The sequence below is a fragment of the Streptomyces sp. NPDC003943 genome (assembly GCF_053605265.1).
In genome coordinates this window covers 15,474-33,119 of the sequence record NZ_JBSGIW010000055.1, presented here as the reverse complement: position 1 = coordinate 33,119, position 17,646 = coordinate 15,474, and the positions used below count along the sequence as shown (strand labels likewise).

The window sequence follows — 17,646 nt, the reverse complement described above, 5'->3', positions numbered from 1 at the left end:
CCACGCCTCCCCGTGTTCCAGGGCCGCCCCGCCGGGGCGGCCCTCTCTTTCCCGTACCTCCTGGGAGCACCCTCGTGATACGCAAGAGAACGGCGGTCGTGACGGCCGCCGCCCTGTGCGCCGCCCTCGTGCCGGCCCTGCCGGTGGCGGCGGCCGCCGCGCCGCCTCCGCCGCCCTCCGACCGGGCCCTCGCCGCCACCCCCGCCCGGCACGACCTCACCCGCGAGCAGTTCTACTTCGTGCTGCCCGACCGCTTCGCCGACGGCGACCCGGCCAACGACCGCGGCGGCCTCACCGGCAGCCGCACCGCCACCGGCTTCGACCCGACGGACAAGGGGTTCTACCAGGGCGGCGACCTCAAGGGGCTGACCGACCGGCTCGACTACATCAAGGGGCTGGGGACCACCGCCATCTGGATGGCGCCGATCTTCAAGAACCGGCCCGTGCAGGGCGAGGGCAAGGACGCCAGCGCCGGCTACCACGGCTACTGGATCACCGACTTCACCCAGGTCGACCCGCACTTCGGCACCAACGAGGACCTGAAGCGGCTCATCGCCGCCGCCCACGCCAAGGGCATGAAGGTCTTCTTCGACGTCATCACCAACCACACCGCCGACACCGTCGACTACGCCGAGAAGAAGTACGGCTACCGCCCCAAGGGCGCCTACCCGTACCTCGACACCACCGGCCGCCCCTTCGACGACCGGCAGCGGATGGGGAAGGTGGACGCCGACTCCTTCCCGTACACCCCGGTCGTCGCGCCCGACAAGGCCGACGCGAAGGTCCCGGCCTGGCTCAACGACCCGACGATGTACCACAACCGCGGCGACTCCACCTGGGCCGGCGAGTCCGCCGAGTACGGCGACTTCGTCGGGCTCGACGACCTGTGGACCGAGCGCCCCGAGGTCGTCGAGGGCATGAAGAAGATCTACGAGAAGTGGGTCCACGACTTCGACGTGGACGGCTTCCGGATCGACACGGTCAAGCACGTGGACCTCGACTTCTGGACGCAGTGGGCCACCGCCCTCGACGCCTACGCGAAGAAGCAGGGCCGGCCGGACTTCTTCATGTTCGGCGAGGTCTACTCCGCCGACCCGGCCGTCACCGCCCCGTACGTCACCCGCGGCCGCCTCGACGCCACCCTCGACTTCCCCTTCCAGGACGCCGCCCGCGCCTTCGCCTCCCAGGGCGCCGGCGCCGACCGCCTGGCGAAGGTCTTCGCCGAGGACTACCGCTACACCACCGACAAGGCCAACGCCTACGAGCAGGTCACCTTCCTCGGCAACCACGACATGGGCCGCGTCGGGACCTTCCTCAAGCAGGACCACCCGGGCGCCTCCGACGCCGAACTCGTCCAGCGGGACCGCCTCGCCAACGAGCTGATGTTCCTGTCCCGCGGCAACCCGGTCGTCTACTACGGCGACGAACAGGGCTTCACCGGCGCCGGCGGCGACAAGGACGCCCGCCAGACCCTCTTCGCCTCCCAGGTCGCCGACTACCTGGACGACGACCAGCTCGGCACGGACCGCACGCACGCCTCCGACGCGTACGACACCGGTCACCCGGTCTACCGCGCCATCGCCGCGCTGTCGAAGCTCACCCGCGAGAACCTCGCCCTGCGCGACGGCGTGCAGCAGGAGCGGTACGCGGCGGGATCCGTCTACGCCTTCTCGCGCACGGACGCCCGGCAGCGCACCGAGTACCTCGTCGCCACCAACAGCGCGACCGAGCCGAAGACCGTCACCGTCCCGGTCGACTCGGCGGCCTTCCACGTCCTGTACGGGGGCGAGGGCACCGCCGTGGCCGACGGGAACGGAAAGGTCACCGTCACCGTCCCGGCCCTCTCCTCCCTGGTCCTCAAGGCCGACGCGCCCCTCCCGGCCCCCGCCACCGCGCCCACCGTGAGCCTCAGGGCCCCGGCCGCCGGCGCCACCGGCACCGTCGAGATCGGCGCCGACGTCAGCGGCGGCGGCCTCGACCGCGTCGTCTTCGCCGCCCAGGTCGGCGACGGCCCCTGGAAGACCCTCGGCACCGCCGACCACGCCCCCTACAAGGTCACCCAGACCGTGACCGCCCCCGCCGGCACCGCCCTGCGCTACAAGGCCGTCGCCGTCGACGCCGCCGGCCGCACCGCGAGCGCCCTCGCCGCCTCCACGTCCGGCGCACCGGCCGTCCCCGAGAAGCCGGTGGCGGTCGAGCGCACGTACGCCGTCGTGCACTACAAGCGGCAGGACGGCGACTACGACGGCTGGAAGCTGAAGGCGGCGGACCAGGAAGCGGCCTTCACCGGCCGCGACGCCTACGGCGCGTTCGCGTGGGTGCGCGTGCCCGAGGGCGCGTCCAGCGTCCCGTACACCGTGGAGAAGGACGGCGCCGCCGACGGCCCGCAGCGAAGCATCACCCTCGCCCGCACCGGCGAGGTCTGGATCACGCAGGGCGCCGACGGCCAGGCCGACACCGACCCGGCCCCGGTGCAGCAGGACAAGACCAAGGCCGTCATCCACTACCAGCGTCCGGACGGCGACTACGACGGCTGGGGCCTGCACCTGTGGACCGGTGCCGCCCAGCCCACCGACTGGTCGCGGCCGCTGCCGCCGACGCGCTTCGACGCGTACGGCGCGGTGTACGAGGTGCCGCTCGCCGAGGGCGCGAGCTCGCTCTCGTACATCGTGCACAAGGGCGACGCCAAGGACCTGCCCACCGACCAGTCCCTCGACCTCGGCACGTACGGCCACGAGGTGTGGCTGCTCGCCGGGCAGCCGAAGTACCTGCTCCCGCAGACCGGCGGCACGCCGAACCTCGACCTCGGCAAGGCCGAGGCGCAGTGGATCGACCGGAACACCGTCGTCTGGAAGGTGAAGGCGACCGACTCCACCAGCCAGCAGCTGGTCTACGCTGCCGACGGCGGCATCACCGTCACCGACGGCGCCCTGAGCGACGAGGGCCGCTGGCTCCGGCTGAACCCGGCCACCCTCACCGACGCCCAGAAGGCCCGATTCCCGCACCTCAAGGACTACCCCGCCTTCACCGTCGACCCGCGCGACGCCGACCGCGTACGCAGCTCCCTGCGCGGCCAGCTCATCGCCACCCAGCGCGCCGCGAACGGCGCCCTGCTCGCCGCCACCGGCGTGCAGACTGCGGGCGTGCTCGACGACCTGTACGCGGCGCAGGCCACCCGGAAGGCCCTCGGCCCGGTCTTCCACGCCGGCCGTCCCACCCTCTCCGTGTGGGCTCCGACCGCCCAGTCCGTCGCCCTCGAACTGGACGGGAAGCGCGTCCCGATGCGCCGCGACGCCGCCTCCGGCGTCTGGTCGGTGACCGGGCCGCGGACCTGGGCGGGCAAGCCCTACCGGTACGTCGTGAAGGTCTGGGCGCCGAGCGTCCAGCGGGTCGTCGAGAACAAGGTCACCGACCCGTACTCGACCGCCCTCACCACCGACTCCGCGCGCAGCCTCGTCGTCGACCTCGCCGACCCGCGGCTCGCGCCGAAGGGCTGGCAGGGCCTGAGGAAGCCGGCCGCCGTGCCGCTGCGCGACGCACAGATCCAGGAGCTGCACATCCGCGACTTCTCGATCGCGGACAGCACCGTGCCCGCCGCGGACCGCGGCACCTACCTCGCCTTCACGGACCAGGGCAGCAAGGGCTCCCGGCACCTGAAGGCGCTGGCCGCCGCAGGCACCTCCTACGTCCACCTCCTCCCGGCCTTCGACCTCGGCACCGTCCCGGAGAAGAAGTCCGAGCAGACCGCCCCCGCCTGCGACCTGAAGGTCTACGCCCCCGACTCGGAGGAGCAGCAGGCCTGCGTGACCGCCGCCGCGGCCAAGGACGCCTACAACTGGGGCTACGACCCGCTGCACTACACGGTGCCGGAGGGCTCGTACGCCACCGACCCCGAGGGCACCCGACGCACCGTCGAGTTCCGGCGCATGGTCCAGGCCCTCAACGGCGACGGACTGCGCACGGTCATGGACGTCGTCTACAACCACACCGTCGCCGCCGGACAGTCCGACAAGTCCGTCCTCGACCGGATCGTCCCCGGCTACTACCAGCGCCTCCAGGCCGACGGCTCCGTCGCCACCTCCACCTGCTGCGCCAACACCGCGCCCGAGAACGCGATGATGGGCAAGCTCGTCGTCGACTCGGTCGTCACCTGGGCCAGGCAGTACAAGGTCGACGGCTTCCGCTTCGACCTCATGGGCCACCACCCCAAGGCCAACATCCTCGCCGTGCGCAAGGCTCTCGACGGGCTGACCGTCGAGAAGGACGGCGTCGACGGCAAGGCGATCATCCTCTACGGCGAGGGCTGGAACTTCGGCGAGGTCGCCGACGACGCCCGCTTCGTCCAGGCCACCCAGAAGAACATGGCCGGCACGGGCATCGCGACCTTCTCCGACCGGGCCCGCGACGCCGTCCGCGGCGGCGGCCCCTTCGACGAGGACCCCGGCATCCAGGGCTTCGCATCCGGCCTCTACACCGACCCGAACACGTCCGCCGCCAACGGCAGCCCGGAGCAGCAGAAGGCCCGGCTGCTCCACTACCAGGACCTGATCAAGGTCGGCCTGTCCGGCAGCCTCGCCTCGTACTCCTTCACCGACACCTCCGGGCGCACGGTCAAGGGCTCCGAGGTCGACTACAACGGCGCCCCGGCCGGCTACGCGGCCGCCCCCGGCGACGCCCTCGCCTACGCCGACGCCCACGACAACGAGAGCCTCTACGACGCCCTCGCCTTCAAGCTGCCGGCCACGACGCCGGCCGCCGACCGGGCCCGCATGCAGGTCCTCGCCATGGCGACGACGACGCTCTCGCAGGGCCCGGCGCTCGCCCAGGCCGGCAGCGACCTGCTGCGTTCGAAGTCCCTCGACCGCAACTCGTTCGACAGCGGCGACTGGTTCAACGCCATCCACTGGGACTGCCACGACGGCAACGGCTTCGGCCGCGGCCTCCCGCCCGCCGCCGACAACAAGTCCAAGTGGCCCTACGCGAAGCCGCTGCTCGCCCCGGGCGCCGCGGCCCTGCGACCGGGGTGCGCCGAGATCGACGGCGCCTCCGCCGCGTACCGCGACCTGCTGCGGATCCGCAGCACCGAGCCCGTCTTCTCGCTCGCCACGGCGGGACAGGTCCAGGACGCCCTGTCCTTCCCGCTGTCCGGCCGTGACGAGACCCCGGGCGTGATCACCATGCGCCTCGGCGACCTGGTGGTGGTCTTCAACGCCACCCCGCAGGAACGGAAGCAGACGGTCGCGGCCCTGGCGGGCACCGCGTACCGCCTCCACCCGGTGCAGGCCGCCGGCTCCGACGCCGTGGTGAAGTCCGCCTCCTACGAGGCGGGTTCGGGCACCTTCACGGTCCCGGCCCGCACGGTGGCCGTCTTCACGGCGCGCTAGGGACCGACCGGCAGGAGGCCGTGGCCCCTCTCTCCTACGGGGAGGGGGCCACGGCCTTCTCCATGAGCGTCACGGAGTACTCCCGCCCGTCCGCCGCCACCTTGTCGAGCCGGTCGACGACCGCCGCGTACCCGGCGCCCTCGTAGTACGACCGCAGCCGCGGATCGCGCGCCTCGCAGTCGAGGCGCGCGAGCCCCAGGCCCGCCGCCGCTATCCGCTCCTCGGCGTGCGCGAGCAGCACCCGCCCGGTCCCGGCGGGCGCCGCCGCCCGGTCGATCATCAGCCGGTGCACATAGCCGGCCACCGGCGGCTGCGTCCCCCAGACCGCCTCGTCCGCCCACCACAGCTCGTACGCGCCGACCGCGCGCTCCTCGTGGAGGGCCAGCCACACCTCGCCCTCGGCGATCCGCGCCCGGAAGTGGTCGTGCCCGCGCGCCCCGGGCCGCCACTGGTCGATGCCGTTCGCCACCATCCAGTGGGCGGCGCCGTCGTGCAGCCGCACCAGTGTGTCGAGATCGCGGGTGTCCGCCTGCCGGAAGGTCACTTGTGCCGTCATGACGATCACCGTAAAGGTGTCTTCCGACCAGTCTGTACCAGCAGGAACGAGCGAGTGCCATGCCCCACATCACCGTCGACTACTCCGCGCCCCTCGACCGGCGCGGCTTCGCCCTCGCGCTGCACCCGATCGTCGTGGAGACGGTCGACGCGCGGCTCGCCGCCTGCGTGACCAGCTTCCGGGAGGTCGAGGAGACCGTGACCGGCGACGGCACCGGCGCCCCGGCCCTCGTCCACGTCGACATCGCCCTGCTGCCGGGCCGTACGCCCGAGGCCAAGGCCCGCCTGTCGGCCGCCGTCCTCGACCTGCTGCCCGGCTTCCTGAAGGAGACCGACGGCGTCACCCTCTCCGCCGAGGTCCGCGACCTCGACCCGTCCTACGCCAAGCGCTGACCCGGGACCTGACCGGGGATCCCGGGCACGAGCGCGACGAGCCGCGCCACCAGGTCGCCGAACGGCCCGTCGGCCGGCTCGTCGGCGAGGATCCGGAGCAGGATCTCCGCCATGTCCGGGTCGTACGCGGCACTGACGGCGGCGAGCGCCGCGAAGTCGTGCACGAGCTGGAGCTCCAGCTCGTCGCGCGGCACGCGGCGCCCGTCCAGCCAGAGCAGCGCCGTCGACTCGGCGAGCGACACCCAGGAACGGACGACCAGTTCGAGCCGCGCGGAGGGCTTGTCGACCTCCAGGTGGGCCAGTATCTGCTCGTACGCGGCCTGCCGCACCTCGTCGATCATCGCGTTCGTCGTCGAGGAGCCCACCGCGGGGCCGCCCCGCATCAGCGCCGCGAAGCCCGGCCCGTGGTCGTCGACGAAGTCGAAGAACCGGCCCATCACGCGCAGCAGACGCGCGCCGAGCGGGCCCTGCGGCGGTTCGACGAAGCGGGCCGCCAGCTCGTCGGCCGCGCGCCGCAGCGCCGCCTCGTACAGCGACTGCTTGCCGGGGAAGTAGTGGTAGACCAGCGGCCGCGAGATGCCCGCGGCCGCGGCGATCTCGTCGATGGAGACCTCGTCGGGGGAGCGGTGGCTGAACAGCTCCAGGGCCACCCCGATCAGTTGCTGCTTGCGCTCCTCGACGCCCATCCTGCGGCGCACTCCGGTCGTCATGCGAACAGCCTAACGGGAGTCCGTTACGCTCCCGGCATATGAGCGCTTCAGAGCAGGACACCACCCCCGACACACCCGACGCGCCGGACGCGCGGGACGAGTCGACCGGCCTCACCCCGCGGCAGGCCCGCCTCCTGCGCGTCGCCGCCGGATCGGTGCTGCTCGTGGTCCTCGGCGTCGTCCTCGTGGTGCGCCTGGCGGCCCACACGTCCGTCCTGGTTGTCGGGGTGTACGGGCTCGCCATGATCCTCTGCGGCGTCGTGATCGAACTCTCCCGCAACGGCCGTACGCGGCTTGCCACCTGGCTCCTGGGCGGCGGCCTGCTCGCCACCCTGGCCTTCGACTGGATCCTGCCGTAACTCCTAGAGGTCCAGCACGAGTCGCTCACCGGCGCAGCGCGAGACGCAGATCAGCATCGAGTCCGCCCGCTCGGCGTCGGTGAGCAGCTCGTCGCGGTGGTCGATCTCGCCCTCGACCACACGCTGTTGGCAGGTCCCGCAGAACCCCTGCCGACAGGAGTACAGAACACCAGGCACGGCCTCGCGCACGACGGACAGGACCGACTGGTCGGCCGCCACCGTCAACGTGCGCCCGGTGCGCCGCAGTTCGACCTCGAACGCCGTCCCGCCCTCGGCCCTGGCGGCCGAGAAGCGCTCCAGGTGCGGGGGCCGCCCCTCGGGCAGGGCGGCGGTCACGGCGTCCATCAGGCCCTCGGGCCCGCAGCAGTACACGGCCGTCTCGGTGGGGAGTCCGCCGAGGAAGGCGAGCTCCGGCCGCCCCTCGGTGTCCTCGGCCACGACCGTCGTCCGGCCGCGGCCCAGCCTCTCGACCTCGTCGGCGTACGGCATGGTGGCGCGGCTGCGCCCGCAGTACAGCAGCCGCCAGTCGGCCCCGGCCGCCTCCGCCGCGCGGACCATCGCCAGGACCGGCGTGATCCCGATGCCGCCCGCGACGAAGACATAGGCGGGCGCGGGCGCGAGCGGGAAGCGGTTGCGCGGCCCGCGGATCTCGATCTCCGTGCCCACGTGCAGCTGTTCGTGCACCTCGCGCGAGCCGCCCCGGCCGCCCTGCTCGGCCTCGATCAGCCGGGTCGCGATCGTGTAGCCGTCCCGGTCCGCCGGATCGCCGCACAGCGAGTACTGCCGCACGGTCCCGGACGGGAGGACGAGGTCGATGTGCGCGCCCGGCTGCCACGCGGGCAGTCCCGCGCCCTCCAGGCGCAGCTGGACCACGCCCTCGGCGGGCTCGGTCCGCTCGGCGACGAGGACCCGCCGGGTGACGGTGGCCAGCCGGCTGCCGTGGCCCGAGATCGGCTCCTCGAGCGCGGGCAGCGGCCACAGCGGCGAGGAGTGGATCCGGCGCCGCAGCGCCCGCTTGACCAGGAGCGCGCCCCCGGCGACGAGGACGACGGTACGGAGGCGGGGGAGGGTGCCCATCAGACGTGACCTCCGTTGGCGCCGGGGGAGCTCGCCAGGTAGGCCACGGCCTGGGCCGTGTTGCCCTCCTGGGTGGGGTGGTAGGCGCGGCTCAGATAGCGGGGGATGGAGCGCAGCATGTCGGGCGTCGACGGCAGCACGCCCTCGCGGCCCTTGCGCACGAACTGTCCGACGCTCGGCCTGGCGTCGAGGATCGTCGGATCGTTCTCCATGAAGAACCGCACCCCGCGCTGCCACAGGAACACCAGCGCGGAGAAGGCCAGCGCCCAGGTGCGTGCGCGCCGCCGGTAACCGCCGTCCAGGTGCAGGAACAGCTCGAACGCCACCGACCGGTGCTCGACCTCCTCCGCGCCGTGCCAGCGCAGCAGGTCCAGCATCACCGGGTCGGCCCCGACCCGGTCGAGCTCGTCGGCGTTCAGCACCCAGTTGCCCAGGAACGCCGTGTAGTGCTCGATCGCGGCGATCAGCGCCACCCGCTCCATCAGCCACCACCGCCGCGCCCGCCCCGGCGGCAGCGTCCGGTCGCCGAGCAGCTTCTCGAAGAACCAGTCCACCTGCGCGGTGTACGGCGTCGGGTCGAGCCCCAGCTTCCTCAGGTGCGGGAGCACGTCGTCATGAGCCTGCGAGTGCACCGCCTCCTGCCCGATGAACCCGATGACGTCCGCCCGCAGCCGCTCGTCGGTGATGTACGGCAACACCTGCTTGTACACGTGCACGAACCAGCGCTCACCGGCCGGAAGGAGCAGATGCAGCACGTTGATGGTGTGCGTGGTGAACGGGTCGTCGGGCACCCAGTGAAGCGGGGTGTCCTCCCAGTCGAAGGAGACCTTGCGGGCCTTGAGCTCGATGTGCTCGGACGCCACCGGTGCAGGCTGCGTATTAGACATGGCGTCAATGTACTGAGCGGTAAGCGGGACGACTAGAGGTCACGCAGCCCGAATTCCCATTAAGGGCACCCCGACGGCGCCGCGCCTACCGCAACGCCTCCACCCGCGTCCCGTCCCCCAGCGTCCCGCTGAGATCCGCCCGCGCCCCCTGGACCGCCTTCACCGCCAGCAGGTTCCCCTCGGCGCGCCCCCGCACAGCCCCCGACACCTCCAGCGACGCCACGTCGTCCGACCCCGCCGCCAGCACGTACCACCCACCGCTCCGCGCCTGCCACACCACACCCGCCAGCACCCGCGGCTCCCGCGCCCCGCACGCCGGCGACCCCTCCGAGCGCGCCGCCAGGACCGCCACCCGCATCGTCCCCGTCGCACGGAACAGCGCCAGGCTCCGGCTCCCCGTCCCCCGCCACGTCTCCGCCCGCGCGCACACCCACTCCGCGCGCCCCGCCCCCTCCGGCAGCCGCTGCGTCGCGTACGCCCAGGCGTTGACCGACCGCACCCCGTGCGACCGCACCGCCGCCAGCTGGCACGCCGACCGCGCCCACCGCTCCCGCGCCGCCGCTCCCGTCACGTCCGCGACGTGCCCGGGCGGGCCGGACGTGAGCCGGGCCGGGGCCAGCTCTCCGAGGTCGGTCAGCACCTGGACGCCCTCCCCGTCCCGCACCTGGAGCACGCTCCAGCGCGTGCAGCCCGGCGCCCGCGCCGTCACCGGACTCGGGATCGGCTCCGTCACCCCGTACCCGTCCCGCACCAGCGCCCGCGCCGTCCCGCCGGGCGCGAGGAGGTCCCGCACCGCCGCCTCCGTCACCCACGGGGCCGTCACATAGCGGACGTTGCCCGCCGCGCGGGACACCACGAGCGCCGCCGAGCCGACCGCGTCGGCCCCGTCCGTACGCGCGAAGTCGAGCGCCGCGCCGCTCGTGTCGCCGACCGGCTCCGCGTACCGAACCACCCGCAGCCCGTCGTAGAGGAGCACCACGCGCGCCGCGTCGACCTCCCCGGCGAACAGCAGTTGGGCCGGCCCCATCGGCGGTCCCGGCGGCGTGCCGGGCGTCGCCGACGCCTGTACGGTCGGCCCGGGCCGCGCCCACACGGCGAGCGCCCGGCGCAACAGCGCCGAGTCGCCGGTGAGTTCGCCGCGGGCCGGCCACACGGAGAAGTCGGTACGGGACGAGAGCCGCCAGTCGTCCGGCCCGACCCGCTTCAGGCCGGCCGGGTCGAGCGCCGCCTCGGCCGCCGGGTTGCGGGCGTACGACGGGGCCGCAGCACCGTTTCTGCCCCAGCCGTCGCCCGGCAGCCCGAGCAGCGCCCCGCACACGAGGACCGCCGCGGCCGCCGCGAGCGCCGCCTTGCCGTGCTGCCGCCGCCGCATCAGGTCCGTCGGCCGGGCCTGCAGCGAACAGGGGTCGAACTCGGGCGAGTCGAGCAGCGCGGCCCCGCCGGGCCCCCCGGACGCCTCCATCCCGTCCGCCTCGGCGAGCGCCGCCGCCGGGTCCGCCACCCCGGCCGCCGCCAGGACCCGCAGCACCTCCGGGTCGCCCTGCCGCTCCAGACCGCGCAGCACGTACGCCGCCCGGCCGGGCCCGGAGAGCGCGGAGAGCCGCTGGTCCAGGGCCAGTTCGTCGGCGCCGCCGGCCCGCGGGAACAGCCGCAGTCCCCACACGTGCGGCAGCAGCGGCGGGAACTGCGCCCGCCGCGGCAGCGCCCGGCGCCGCAGCGGCAGCCCCGCGATCAGCGCCTGCCGCAGCACCTCGCCCCGTACGTACGCGTACCCCGGATCCACCGCGTCCTCCGCCGCCTGCCGGGCGGCGGGCACGGCCGCCTTGGCGGCGGGCGTGGAGGTGCGGCGGCGGGGGAGCGAGCGCTGCACGAGCGCGTGCGCGGTCAGCACCCGGCGGTTGCGCCCCAGCGAGGGCGGCAGCACCAGATAGGCGATCCGGACGAGCCGCGGATAGTGCTCGACGAGAGCGGCCTCGGCGTGCTCGACGTCTACGGGAGCGGGGGCGAGTTCCTGGGTGCTCACCTTCAGCAGAACGAGCGAATGGTGCGATGGTCACCCCGGGGACGACCCCGTGATCACCCCGAGGGGCGGCCCGGAGGTCACCTCGGGGACGGCCCGGCCCGCCCTCGGGGGCGCCTACGCGGCGTACACCGTCAGCCGCTCGCGGATGACGTCGGTGACCTCGTCCGGCACGCCGAGCCCTTCCCGTACGTACTTCTCCATCGTCCCGTGCCGCACCTCGACCTCGTCGAACGCCGCCTCCAGGTACGCCGGCACCACCCCGAGCAGCGCGAGCGCCAGCTCCGGGTCGCCGCCCTGCAGCGTGAAGCCCTCGATGAGCGGCGCGAAGGCCTCCCGCGCCCCCGGATTGACCGCCAGGTACTCGGTCATGATCGTCTCCTCGTCCGCGCCGAGCAACGAGAGCAGCACCGTCGCCGCCCAGCCGGTGCGGTCCTTCCCGGCCGTGCAGTGGAAGAGCAGCGGACCGGCCGACGGATCGCCCACCTCGGTGAGGAAGGCCCGGTAGGAGGCGCGCGCCGAGTCCGTGTTCACGAAGGCCCGGTACGTCCGCGCGAACGCCGCCTGCGCCCGGCCCCCGCCCAGATGCTCCTCGGCGAGCGCCGGATCCGACAGCAGCGTCTTCAGCCGGGCGGCCGGCGGCAGACCGCTGGTCGCCAGATAGTCCGCGAGCACGTCCGCGACGAGGGACCGCGCCCCCGCCGGCAGCCGGTCGGGCCGCTCCGCCCGCTCGGCATCGGTGCGGAAGTCGATCACGGTGCGGATCCCGAGCCCGGCCACCACCCCGTCCTCCGTCTCCAGCCGGTCCAGCTGCGCCGACCGGAACACCAACCCCTCGCGCACACTGCGCCCCGCGCCGAGCGGGAGCGTGCCGAGATCCCGCAGGTTGGCGACGGTGGCGGCGGGAATGGCGGGCATACGGCGACTCCTCCGACCCTCCGGCAGCGTTACGCATCGAATGTCCCCCAGATCTCCGCGAACCGCGACCGAAGCACCGGGGGGAGGCGGTCTGTCCCGCTCGGTACCGGGATGACACGATGACCTCACCATGACGCACCCCCGCTCGCCGCTGCGCGCCCTGCGAGCCGCACTCTTCGCGGCGGTGTGCGTCACTTTGGCGGCGGTGGGCCATTCGTCCATGTCCGCCCATTCCGTCCCCGTGTCCTCCCTCCTCACGGCCTTCGCCGTGACGACGGCCCTCGCCTGGGCCGCCGCCGGCCGGCGGCGCGGCCCGGTCGCCCTCGTGCCCGGCCTGGCGGCCGTGCAGGGCGTGCTGCACCTGATCTTCGGGGCGGGGGAGGCCGGTGGCGGGGCTGCCGCTGCCGGACACATGGCCGGGATGGCCGGCATGACCGGCACGGCGAGCGCCATGCCCATGCCCATGCCCATGTCCATGCCCGTGGACGGCGGCGCGAGCTCCGGTATGGGCTTCGGTATGGGCTCCGGCATGGGCTCCGGCGCCGGGATGCTCGCCGCGCACGCGCTCGCCGCCCTGGCCTGCGGGCTGTGGCTCGCCCGGGGCGAGGCCGCGCTCTTCGCGCTCGCCCGGACCGCCGGGGCCCTGGCCCTCGCGCCGCTGCGGGTCGCGCTCGCCGCCGTACGCCTGCTCGTCCCCGTACCGCCGCGGCCCCGTCCCGTACGGCCGCGCGCGCCCGCCTGCGTCCTGCGGGGTGTCCTCCTCGCGCAGGCCGTGTCCCGGCGCGGTCCGCCGCGCCCGCCCGTATCCCGCGCCACGGCCCTCGGAGTCCGAACCGTCTGACCCGGGGGCCGATTCCCCATGTCGACACTCGACTCCAAGGACCGTCATGACACTCGACGACCTCGCGCGCCCGGAAACGGCCCCGGACGCCCCGTCATCACCGCGCGGCGGCTGGTCCGCCCTGCGCCCGCTCCTCCTGCGCCTGCACTTCTACGCGGGCGTGCTCGTCGCGCCCTTCCTCCTCGTCGCCGCCGTCAGCGGACTGCTGTACGCGCTCTCCTTCCAGGCGGAGAAGGTGGTGTACGCGCACGAGCTCGAAGTCCCGGTACCGGACGGCACCCCGGCCCTGCCCCTCTCCCGGCAGGTCGCGGCCGCCCGGGCCGCCGAGCCGGCCGGCACCGTCACCGCCGTCTGGCCCGGCGCCGAACCCGGGGCCACCACCCGCGTCCTGATGGCCGACCCCGAGGCGCCCGAGGGCACCTCGCTCGCCGTCTTCGTCGACCCGTACACCGGTGACATACGCGGCCGGCTGCCCAGCTACGGCGGCACCGGCGCGCTCCCGCTGCGCACCTGGATCGACGGCCTCCACCGCGATCTGCACCTGGGCGAACCCGGCCGCCTCTACAGCGAACTGGCCGCCAGCTGGCTGTGGGTGATCGCCCTCGGCGGTCTGCTGCTCTGGCTGGGCCGCCGCCGCAGGAACCGTCGCGCCCTCCTCCTGCCCGAACGCGGCCCGAAGTCCCGCCGCCGCACGCTCTCCTGGCACGGCGCGGTGGGCCTGTGGGCCGTGGCCGGGCTCGTGGCGCTCTCGGCGACGGGGCTGACCTGGTCGACGTACGCGGGCGAGCGCATCGGCGCCGTCCAGGACGCGCTCGGCGGCGCGACCCCGACGCTGTCGGCGGCCGTGTCCGTGGGCGGCACGGGCTCGGGCGGGGAGCACGCGGGCCACACCGGCCACACCGGGCACCATGCGATGCGGCCCGCGCCCGAGCAGGGCGCGGACATCGGCATCGACAGGGCCGTGGCCGCCGCCCGCGCGGCCGGCATCGACAGCCCGTCGGTCTCCGTCGTGCTGCCGGCCGAGGGCAGCGGCTATGTGGTGAAGGAGACGGACAAGCAGTACCCGGTCGAGCTGGACTCCGTCGCCCTGAACCCGGCCGACGGCACGGTCCTCGACCGGCTGCGCTTCGCCGACTACCCGCTGCTCGCGAAGCTCACCCGTTTCGGCATCGACGCCCACACGGGCGTCTTCCTCGGCCTGTTCAACCAGCTCGCCCTCGCCGCCCTGGCGCTCGCCCTGATCCTGCTGACCGTCTGGGGCTACCGCATGTGGTGGCTGCGCGGCCAGGGCCGCTGGGGCCGCCCGGTCGCCCGCGGCACCTGGCGCCGCGTCCCGCCCGCGCTGCTGCTGCCGCTGCTCGCGGCGACGGCCCTGGTGGGCTGGTTCGTGCCGCTCCTCGGCCTCAGCCTGGTGGCGTTCCTGGCCGTCGACCTCGCCCTGGCGGTCACCGCCCGGGCGAAGTCGAGGCGTACTGCCTGACCTCCGGTCAGGGGGTGTACTTGTAGCCGACCCGCCGCACGGTCTGGATCGTGTGGCGGTGCTCGGCGCCCAGCTTCCGGCGCAGCCGGGCCACGTGCACGTCGACGGTCCGGCCGTCGCCCACGTGCCCGTAGCCCCACACGGTCGTGACCAGCTGGTCGCGCGTGTGCACCCGGTGCGGATGCGCGACCAGATGGGCCAGCAGCTCGAACTCCAGGTACGTCAGGTCCAGTGCCTGCCCGTCGACCCGGGCGATCCGCTGCACAGGGTCGATCACCACCGGCCCCTGCTCGGCGACGGGTGGCACCGGCGGCTCGTTGTCGGCGGGCAGCAGCACCAGGTACCCGATCATCGGAGGCCGGCCCGGCAGCGCCGGAAGCGTGTGCTGCGGCGCGGGCAGCAGCGTGGCACCCGGCGGCAGGTACTCGGCGACCCGCGCGAGACCGGCGACCTCGTCGGGCGCGACGGCACGGAGCCGGGGACGGGCAGGGGCGTTGAGAGCGGTGAGGGAAGCGGGGGCGGCGGCGGTCTGGGTGTGGGCCATGAAAGCTCAGCTCTTTCGCGCGAGTCACAAACGGACGGTGGACGTCGTACGTCGTGCGTCATGTGTCATGCGCGTCGGCCGAAGGCCGCAGCGACCGGATATCGGATCCGATCGGGCTTTAGAGGGCCGACGCGTTCCTCACGCGCCGACAGCACCGGTCGAAGTCATGGTGCTGCCGGGAAGGCCAGAACGGCTCGAGGTCGAAGTGCCTCGAAGCGGTGTCGTTCTGGATGCGGGCCATATCCCTATTAAACCAGCAGGGAATTCGTCTGGGCACCCCCATGTCCGGTCGAGTCCGCCGGCCGCCCCCTCAACCCACCAGCCGCCTGCGCCAGTCCAGCTCCGTCACCCGTATCGACTGCCCGGGATCCCCGTCCCACTCCACCGTCAGCCCGTGCCCGCGCAGCGCCTCGACGACCTCCGCGCCGACCGCCGCCGTCGTCTCCGCCGAGCCGTCGAACCCGCCGTACAGCAGGTACAACGGCCCGCCGCTCGCCGCGCCCTCCGTGCACTGGTAGTGGAAGAAGACGAACCCGCGCGCCTCCTCGGCGCCGTCCTCCGCGCCGATCTCCCCGGTGCCGCACGAGCGGCAGCACGTGAAGTTCTCCCGGGCCACGATCCCGGCGGCGTCCAGCCCCTCGAACGCGGCCGTGATCCGCTCCGGGTCCGTCGTCCCCTCCCACTCCGACATCTCCGCCACCCGCTCCAGCCACAGCCGGTCCACCAGCCGCTCGGCCTGCTCCCGGGAGACCGGATGCTCGTCGGGGGAGAACACCTCCTCCTGGGCGATCCGGGTCAGCCGCTCCCGGTCCTCGTAGCCGCACACCAGCAGCTCGCGCACCCGCGCCGCCAGCTCATCCCGTACCTCCCCGGGGAGTTCGGGCACCTCGGGCGCCGGCGGGAAGCCCAGGTTCTGCCAGACGAGCCCCGCGTCCCAGTCGTCGTCGCCGCGCGCCCAGGCGGTGAGGACCCCGGCCACCCGCTCCGGCGTGTCCACCCGCGTCCCGAAGTGCAGCTCGGGCGCCCCGGCGCGGTGCTCGAGCTGGTAGTCGCCGTCGTCGGCGTGCCAGACCTGGGCGAAGACGGCCGGCAGGTCCGGTATCCGCTGCGCGATCACGAAGCGGTCCCCCTCCGCGCCGATGCGCCGCACGAGCCCGGCCAGGTCCTCCTCGGACGGCCGGACGTGCTTCTCCCAGTTCTCGGTCTGCACCGTGATGTCGAGCATGGGTCCACTGTGGCAGGCACCACTGACAACACCGGAGGGGCGCCCGCCGTACGCGAAGTACGGCGGACGCCCCTCCCGGAGAACAGGCGGATCAGACCTGGCCGGCCTTGGCCAGCGCCTCGCAGCAGGTGTCCACGAGCAGACGGGTCACCGTGTACGGGTCCACGTTGGCGTTCGGGCGACGGTCCTCGATGTAGCCCTTCTGGTCCTGCTCGACCTGCCACGGGATGCGGACCGAGGCGCCGCGGTCGGAGACGCCGTAGGAGTACTGGTCCCACGGGGCGGTCTCGTGCAGGCCGGTCAGACGGTCGTCGATGCCGGCGCCGTAGTTCTTGACGTGGTCGAGCGGCTTCGAGCCCTCGCCCAGCGCCTCGCACGCGGTGATGATCGCGTCGTAGCCCTCGCGCATCGCCTTCGTGGAGAAGTTGGTGTGCGCGCCGGCGCCGTTCCAGTCGCCCTTCACCGGCTTCGGGTCGAGCGTCGCGGAGACGTTGAAGTCCTCGGCCGTGCGGTAGAGCAGCCAGCGGGCCACCCACAGCTGGTCGGCGACCTCGAGCGGCGCCAGCGGGCCGACCTGGAACTCCCACTGGCCGGGCATGACCTCGGCGTTGATGCCGGAGATGCCCAGGCCCGCCTTCAGGCAGTTCTCCAGGTGCGCCTCGACGACGTCACGGCCGAAGATCTCGTCCGCGCCGACACCGCAGTAGTAGCCGCCCTGCGGGGCCGGGAAGCCGCCGACCGGGAAGCCGAGCGGGCGCTCGCCGTCGAAGAAGGTGTACTCCTGCTCGATGCCGAAGATCGGCTCCTGCGCGGCGTACTTCGCGTACACCTCGGCCAGCGCGGCACGCGTGTTGGACGCGTGCGGCGTCATGTCCGTGTTCAGGACCTCGCACAGCACCAGGACGTCGTCGCCGCCGCGGATCGGGTCGGGGCAGACGAAGACCGGCTTGAGGACGCGGTCCGAGGCGTGGCCCTTGGCCTGGTTCGTGCTGGAACCGTCGAAGCCCCAGATCGGCAGCTCCTCCAGGGACAGCGCCGCACCCGGGATGATCTTCGTCTTCGAACGGAGCTTGGCGGTCGGCTCGGTGCCGTCGATCCAGATGTACTCAGCCTTGAAGGTCACGTGCCTCATCCTTTGGCGTGCTGCGGGTGCCGGTGGCGGCTCGCGACTTGCGAGAGCTGCGGTGGCGGTGTCGTCTGAGCGCAGCTTCGCAACACGGGATTTCCCGTCGGTTGCCCGTTTGTGAACCCCG

Annotated in this window: 14 protein-coding genes; 5 read left to right on the top strand and 9 right to left on the bottom strand. The window is 73.5% G+C overall.

Annotated elements, in window-relative coordinates:
• The first annotated feature begins 74 nt into the window (after nucleotides 1-74).
• Nucleotides 75-5,384, top strand: a complete 5,310-nt coding sequence (gene pulA / locus ACWEV0_RS22255) for a pullulanase-type alpha-1,6-glucosidase (protein ID WP_453151127.1) — start codon at nucleotides 75-77, stop codon at nucleotides 5,382-5,384.
• Between the two features lie 34 nt (nucleotides 5,385-5,418).
• Here the strand turns inward: pulA and ACWEV0_RS22250 are convergent, their stop codons facing one another.
• Complete coding sequence (locus ACWEV0_RS22250; protein WP_453151126.1) at nucleotides 5,419-5,940, bottom strand: N-acetyltransferase family protein; 522 nt, start codon at nucleotides 5,938-5,940, stop codon at nucleotides 5,419-5,421.
• A 59-nt stretch (nucleotides 5,941-5,999) separates the two neighbouring features.
• On the opposite strand from ACWEV0_RS22250, the gene ACWEV0_RS22245 reads away from it, so the two are divergent.
• Nucleotides 6,000-6,332: a 5-carboxymethyl-2-hydroxymuconate Delta-isomerase gene (locus ACWEV0_RS22245; protein WP_453151125.1), complete on the top strand. Its 333-nt coding sequence runs from the start codon at nucleotides 6,000-6,002 to the stop codon at nucleotides 6,330-6,332.
• Here ACWEV0_RS22245 and ACWEV0_RS22240 read toward each other — a convergent pair.
• Nucleotides 6,317-7,042 (bottom strand): TetR/AcrR family transcriptional regulator, encoded by a 726-nt coding sequence (locus ACWEV0_RS22240; protein WP_453151124.1) that lies wholly within the window; start codon nucleotides 7,040-7,042, stop codon nucleotides 6,317-6,319. The two genes, ACWEV0_RS22245 and ACWEV0_RS22240, sit on opposite strands and share 16 nt — an antisense overlap.
• Nucleotides 7,043-7,080: 38 nt before the next feature.
• Between ACWEV0_RS22240 and ACWEV0_RS22235 the strand changes: the two genes are divergently transcribed.
• Nucleotides 7,081-7,401, top strand: coding sequence for a hypothetical protein (locus ACWEV0_RS22235; protein WP_453151123.1), 321 nt, complete (start codon nucleotides 7,081-7,083; stop codon nucleotides 7,399-7,401).
• A gap of 3 nt (nucleotides 7,402-7,404) precedes the next feature.
• On the opposite strand, the gene ACWEV0_RS22230 is transcribed toward ACWEV0_RS22235, so the two are convergent.
• The 4 genes from ACWEV0_RS22230 to ACWEV0_RS22215 form a co-directional block, all read right to left on the bottom strand.
• The gene (locus ACWEV0_RS22230; RefSeq protein ID WP_453151122.1) at nucleotides 7,405-8,478 is read right to left on the bottom strand and encodes a PDR/VanB family oxidoreductase; all 1,074 of its coding nucleotides are present in this window, start codon (nucleotides 8,476-8,478) and stop codon (nucleotides 7,405-7,407) included.
• Nucleotides 8,478-9,365: a metal-dependent hydrolase gene (locus ACWEV0_RS22225; RefSeq protein ID WP_453151121.1), complete on the bottom strand. Its 888-nt coding sequence runs from the start codon at nucleotides 9,363-9,365 to the stop codon at nucleotides 8,478-8,480. Before ACWEV0_RS22225 ends, ACWEV0_RS22230 begins: the two co-directional genes overlap by 1 nt.
• Nucleotides 9,366-9,450: 85 nt before the next feature.
• Complete coding sequence (locus ACWEV0_RS22220; RefSeq protein WP_453151120.1) at nucleotides 9,451-11,388, bottom strand: hypothetical protein; 1,938 nt, start codon at nucleotides 11,386-11,388, stop codon at nucleotides 9,451-9,453.
• 114 nt (nucleotides 11,389-11,502) lie between these two features.
• Entirely contained in the window at nucleotides 11,503-12,303 is an 801-nt protein-coding gene (locus ACWEV0_RS22215) for a tyrosine-protein phosphatase (protein ID WP_453151119.1), read from the bottom strand.
• 130 nt (nucleotides 12,304-12,433) lie between these two features.
• On the opposite strand from ACWEV0_RS22215, the gene ACWEV0_RS22210 reads away from it, so the two are divergent.
• Together ACWEV0_RS22210 and ACWEV0_RS22205 are read left to right on the top strand one after the other, a co-directional pair.
• Complete coding sequence (locus ACWEV0_RS22210) at nucleotides 12,434-13,144, top strand: hypothetical protein (RefSeq protein WP_453151118.1); 711 nt, start codon at nucleotides 12,434-12,436, stop codon at nucleotides 13,142-13,144.
• Between the two features lie 46 nt (nucleotides 13,145-13,190).
• Nucleotides 13,191-14,624, top strand: a complete 1,434-nt coding sequence (locus tag ACWEV0_RS22205) for a PepSY-associated TM helix domain-containing protein (RefSeq protein WP_453151117.1) — start codon at nucleotides 13,191-13,193, stop codon at nucleotides 14,622-14,624.
• A gap of 7 nt (nucleotides 14,625-14,631) precedes the next feature.
• On the opposite strand, the gene ACWEV0_RS22200 is transcribed toward ACWEV0_RS22205, so the two are convergent.
• From ACWEV0_RS22200 to glnII, 3 genes are all read right to left on the bottom strand, one after another.
• Nucleotides 14,632-15,168, bottom strand: coding sequence for a winged helix-turn-helix domain-containing protein (locus ACWEV0_RS22200; protein ID WP_453151116.1), 537 nt, complete (start codon nucleotides 15,166-15,168; stop codon nucleotides 14,632-14,634).
• A gap of 310 nt (nucleotides 15,169-15,478) precedes the next feature.
• Nucleotides 15,479-16,393: a DUF6891 domain-containing protein gene (locus ACWEV0_RS22195; protein WP_453151114.1), complete on the bottom strand. Its 915-nt coding sequence runs from the start codon at nucleotides 16,391-16,393 to the stop codon at nucleotides 15,479-15,481.
• 91 nt (nucleotides 16,394-16,484) lie between these two features.
• Nucleotides 16,485-17,516, bottom strand: a complete 1,032-nt coding sequence (gene glnII / locus ACWEV0_RS22190) for a glutamine synthetase (RefSeq protein WP_453151113.1) — start codon at nucleotides 17,514-17,516, stop codon at nucleotides 16,485-16,487.
• Between the last annotated feature and the right edge of the window lie 130 nt (nucleotides 17,517-17,646).

Excerpts from the sequence above, each read along its gene's own strand:
- ACWEV0_RS22250 (WP_453151126.1), bottom strand. The coding sequence starts at position 5,940 with ATGACGGCACAAGTGACCTTCCGGCAGGCGGACACCCGCGATCTCGAC.
- ACWEV0_RS22245 (WP_453151125.1), top strand. The coding sequence starts at position 6,000 with ATGCCCCACATCACCGTCGACTACTCCGCGCCCCTCGACCGGCGCGGC.
- ACWEV0_RS22240 (WP_453151124.1), bottom strand. The coding sequence starts at position 7,042 with ATGACGACCGGAGTGCGCCGCAGGATGGGCGTCGAGGAGCGCAAGCAG.
- ACWEV0_RS22235 (WP_453151123.1), top strand. The coding sequence starts at position 7,081 with ATGAGCGCTTCAGAGCAGGACACCACCCCCGACACACCCGACGCGCCG.
- ACWEV0_RS22230 (WP_453151122.1), bottom strand. The coding sequence starts at position 8,478 with ATGGGCACCCTCCCCCGCCTCCGTACCGTCGTCCTCGTCGCCGGGGGC.
- ACWEV0_RS22225 (WP_453151121.1), bottom strand. The coding sequence starts at position 9,365 with ATGTCTAATACGCAGCCTGCACCGGTGGCGTCCGAGCACATCGAGCTC.
- ACWEV0_RS22215 (WP_453151119.1), bottom strand. The coding sequence starts at position 12,303 with ATGCCCGCCATTCCCGCCGCCACCGTCGCCAACCTGCGGGATCTCGGC.
- ACWEV0_RS22210 (WP_453151118.1), top strand. The coding sequence starts at position 12,434 with ATGACGCACCCCCGCTCGCCGCTGCGCGCCCTGCGAGCCGCACTCTTC.
- ACWEV0_RS22205 (WP_453151117.1), top strand. The coding sequence starts at position 13,191 with ATGACACTCGACGACCTCGCGCGCCCGGAAACGGCCCCGGACGCCCCG.
- ACWEV0_RS22200 (WP_453151116.1), bottom strand. The coding sequence starts at position 15,168 with ATGGCCCACACCCAGACCGCCGCCGCCCCCGCTTCCCTCACCGCTCTC.
- ACWEV0_RS22195 (WP_453151114.1), bottom strand. The coding sequence starts at position 16,393 with ATGCTCGACATCACGGTGCAGACCGAGAACTGGGAGAAGCACGTCCGG.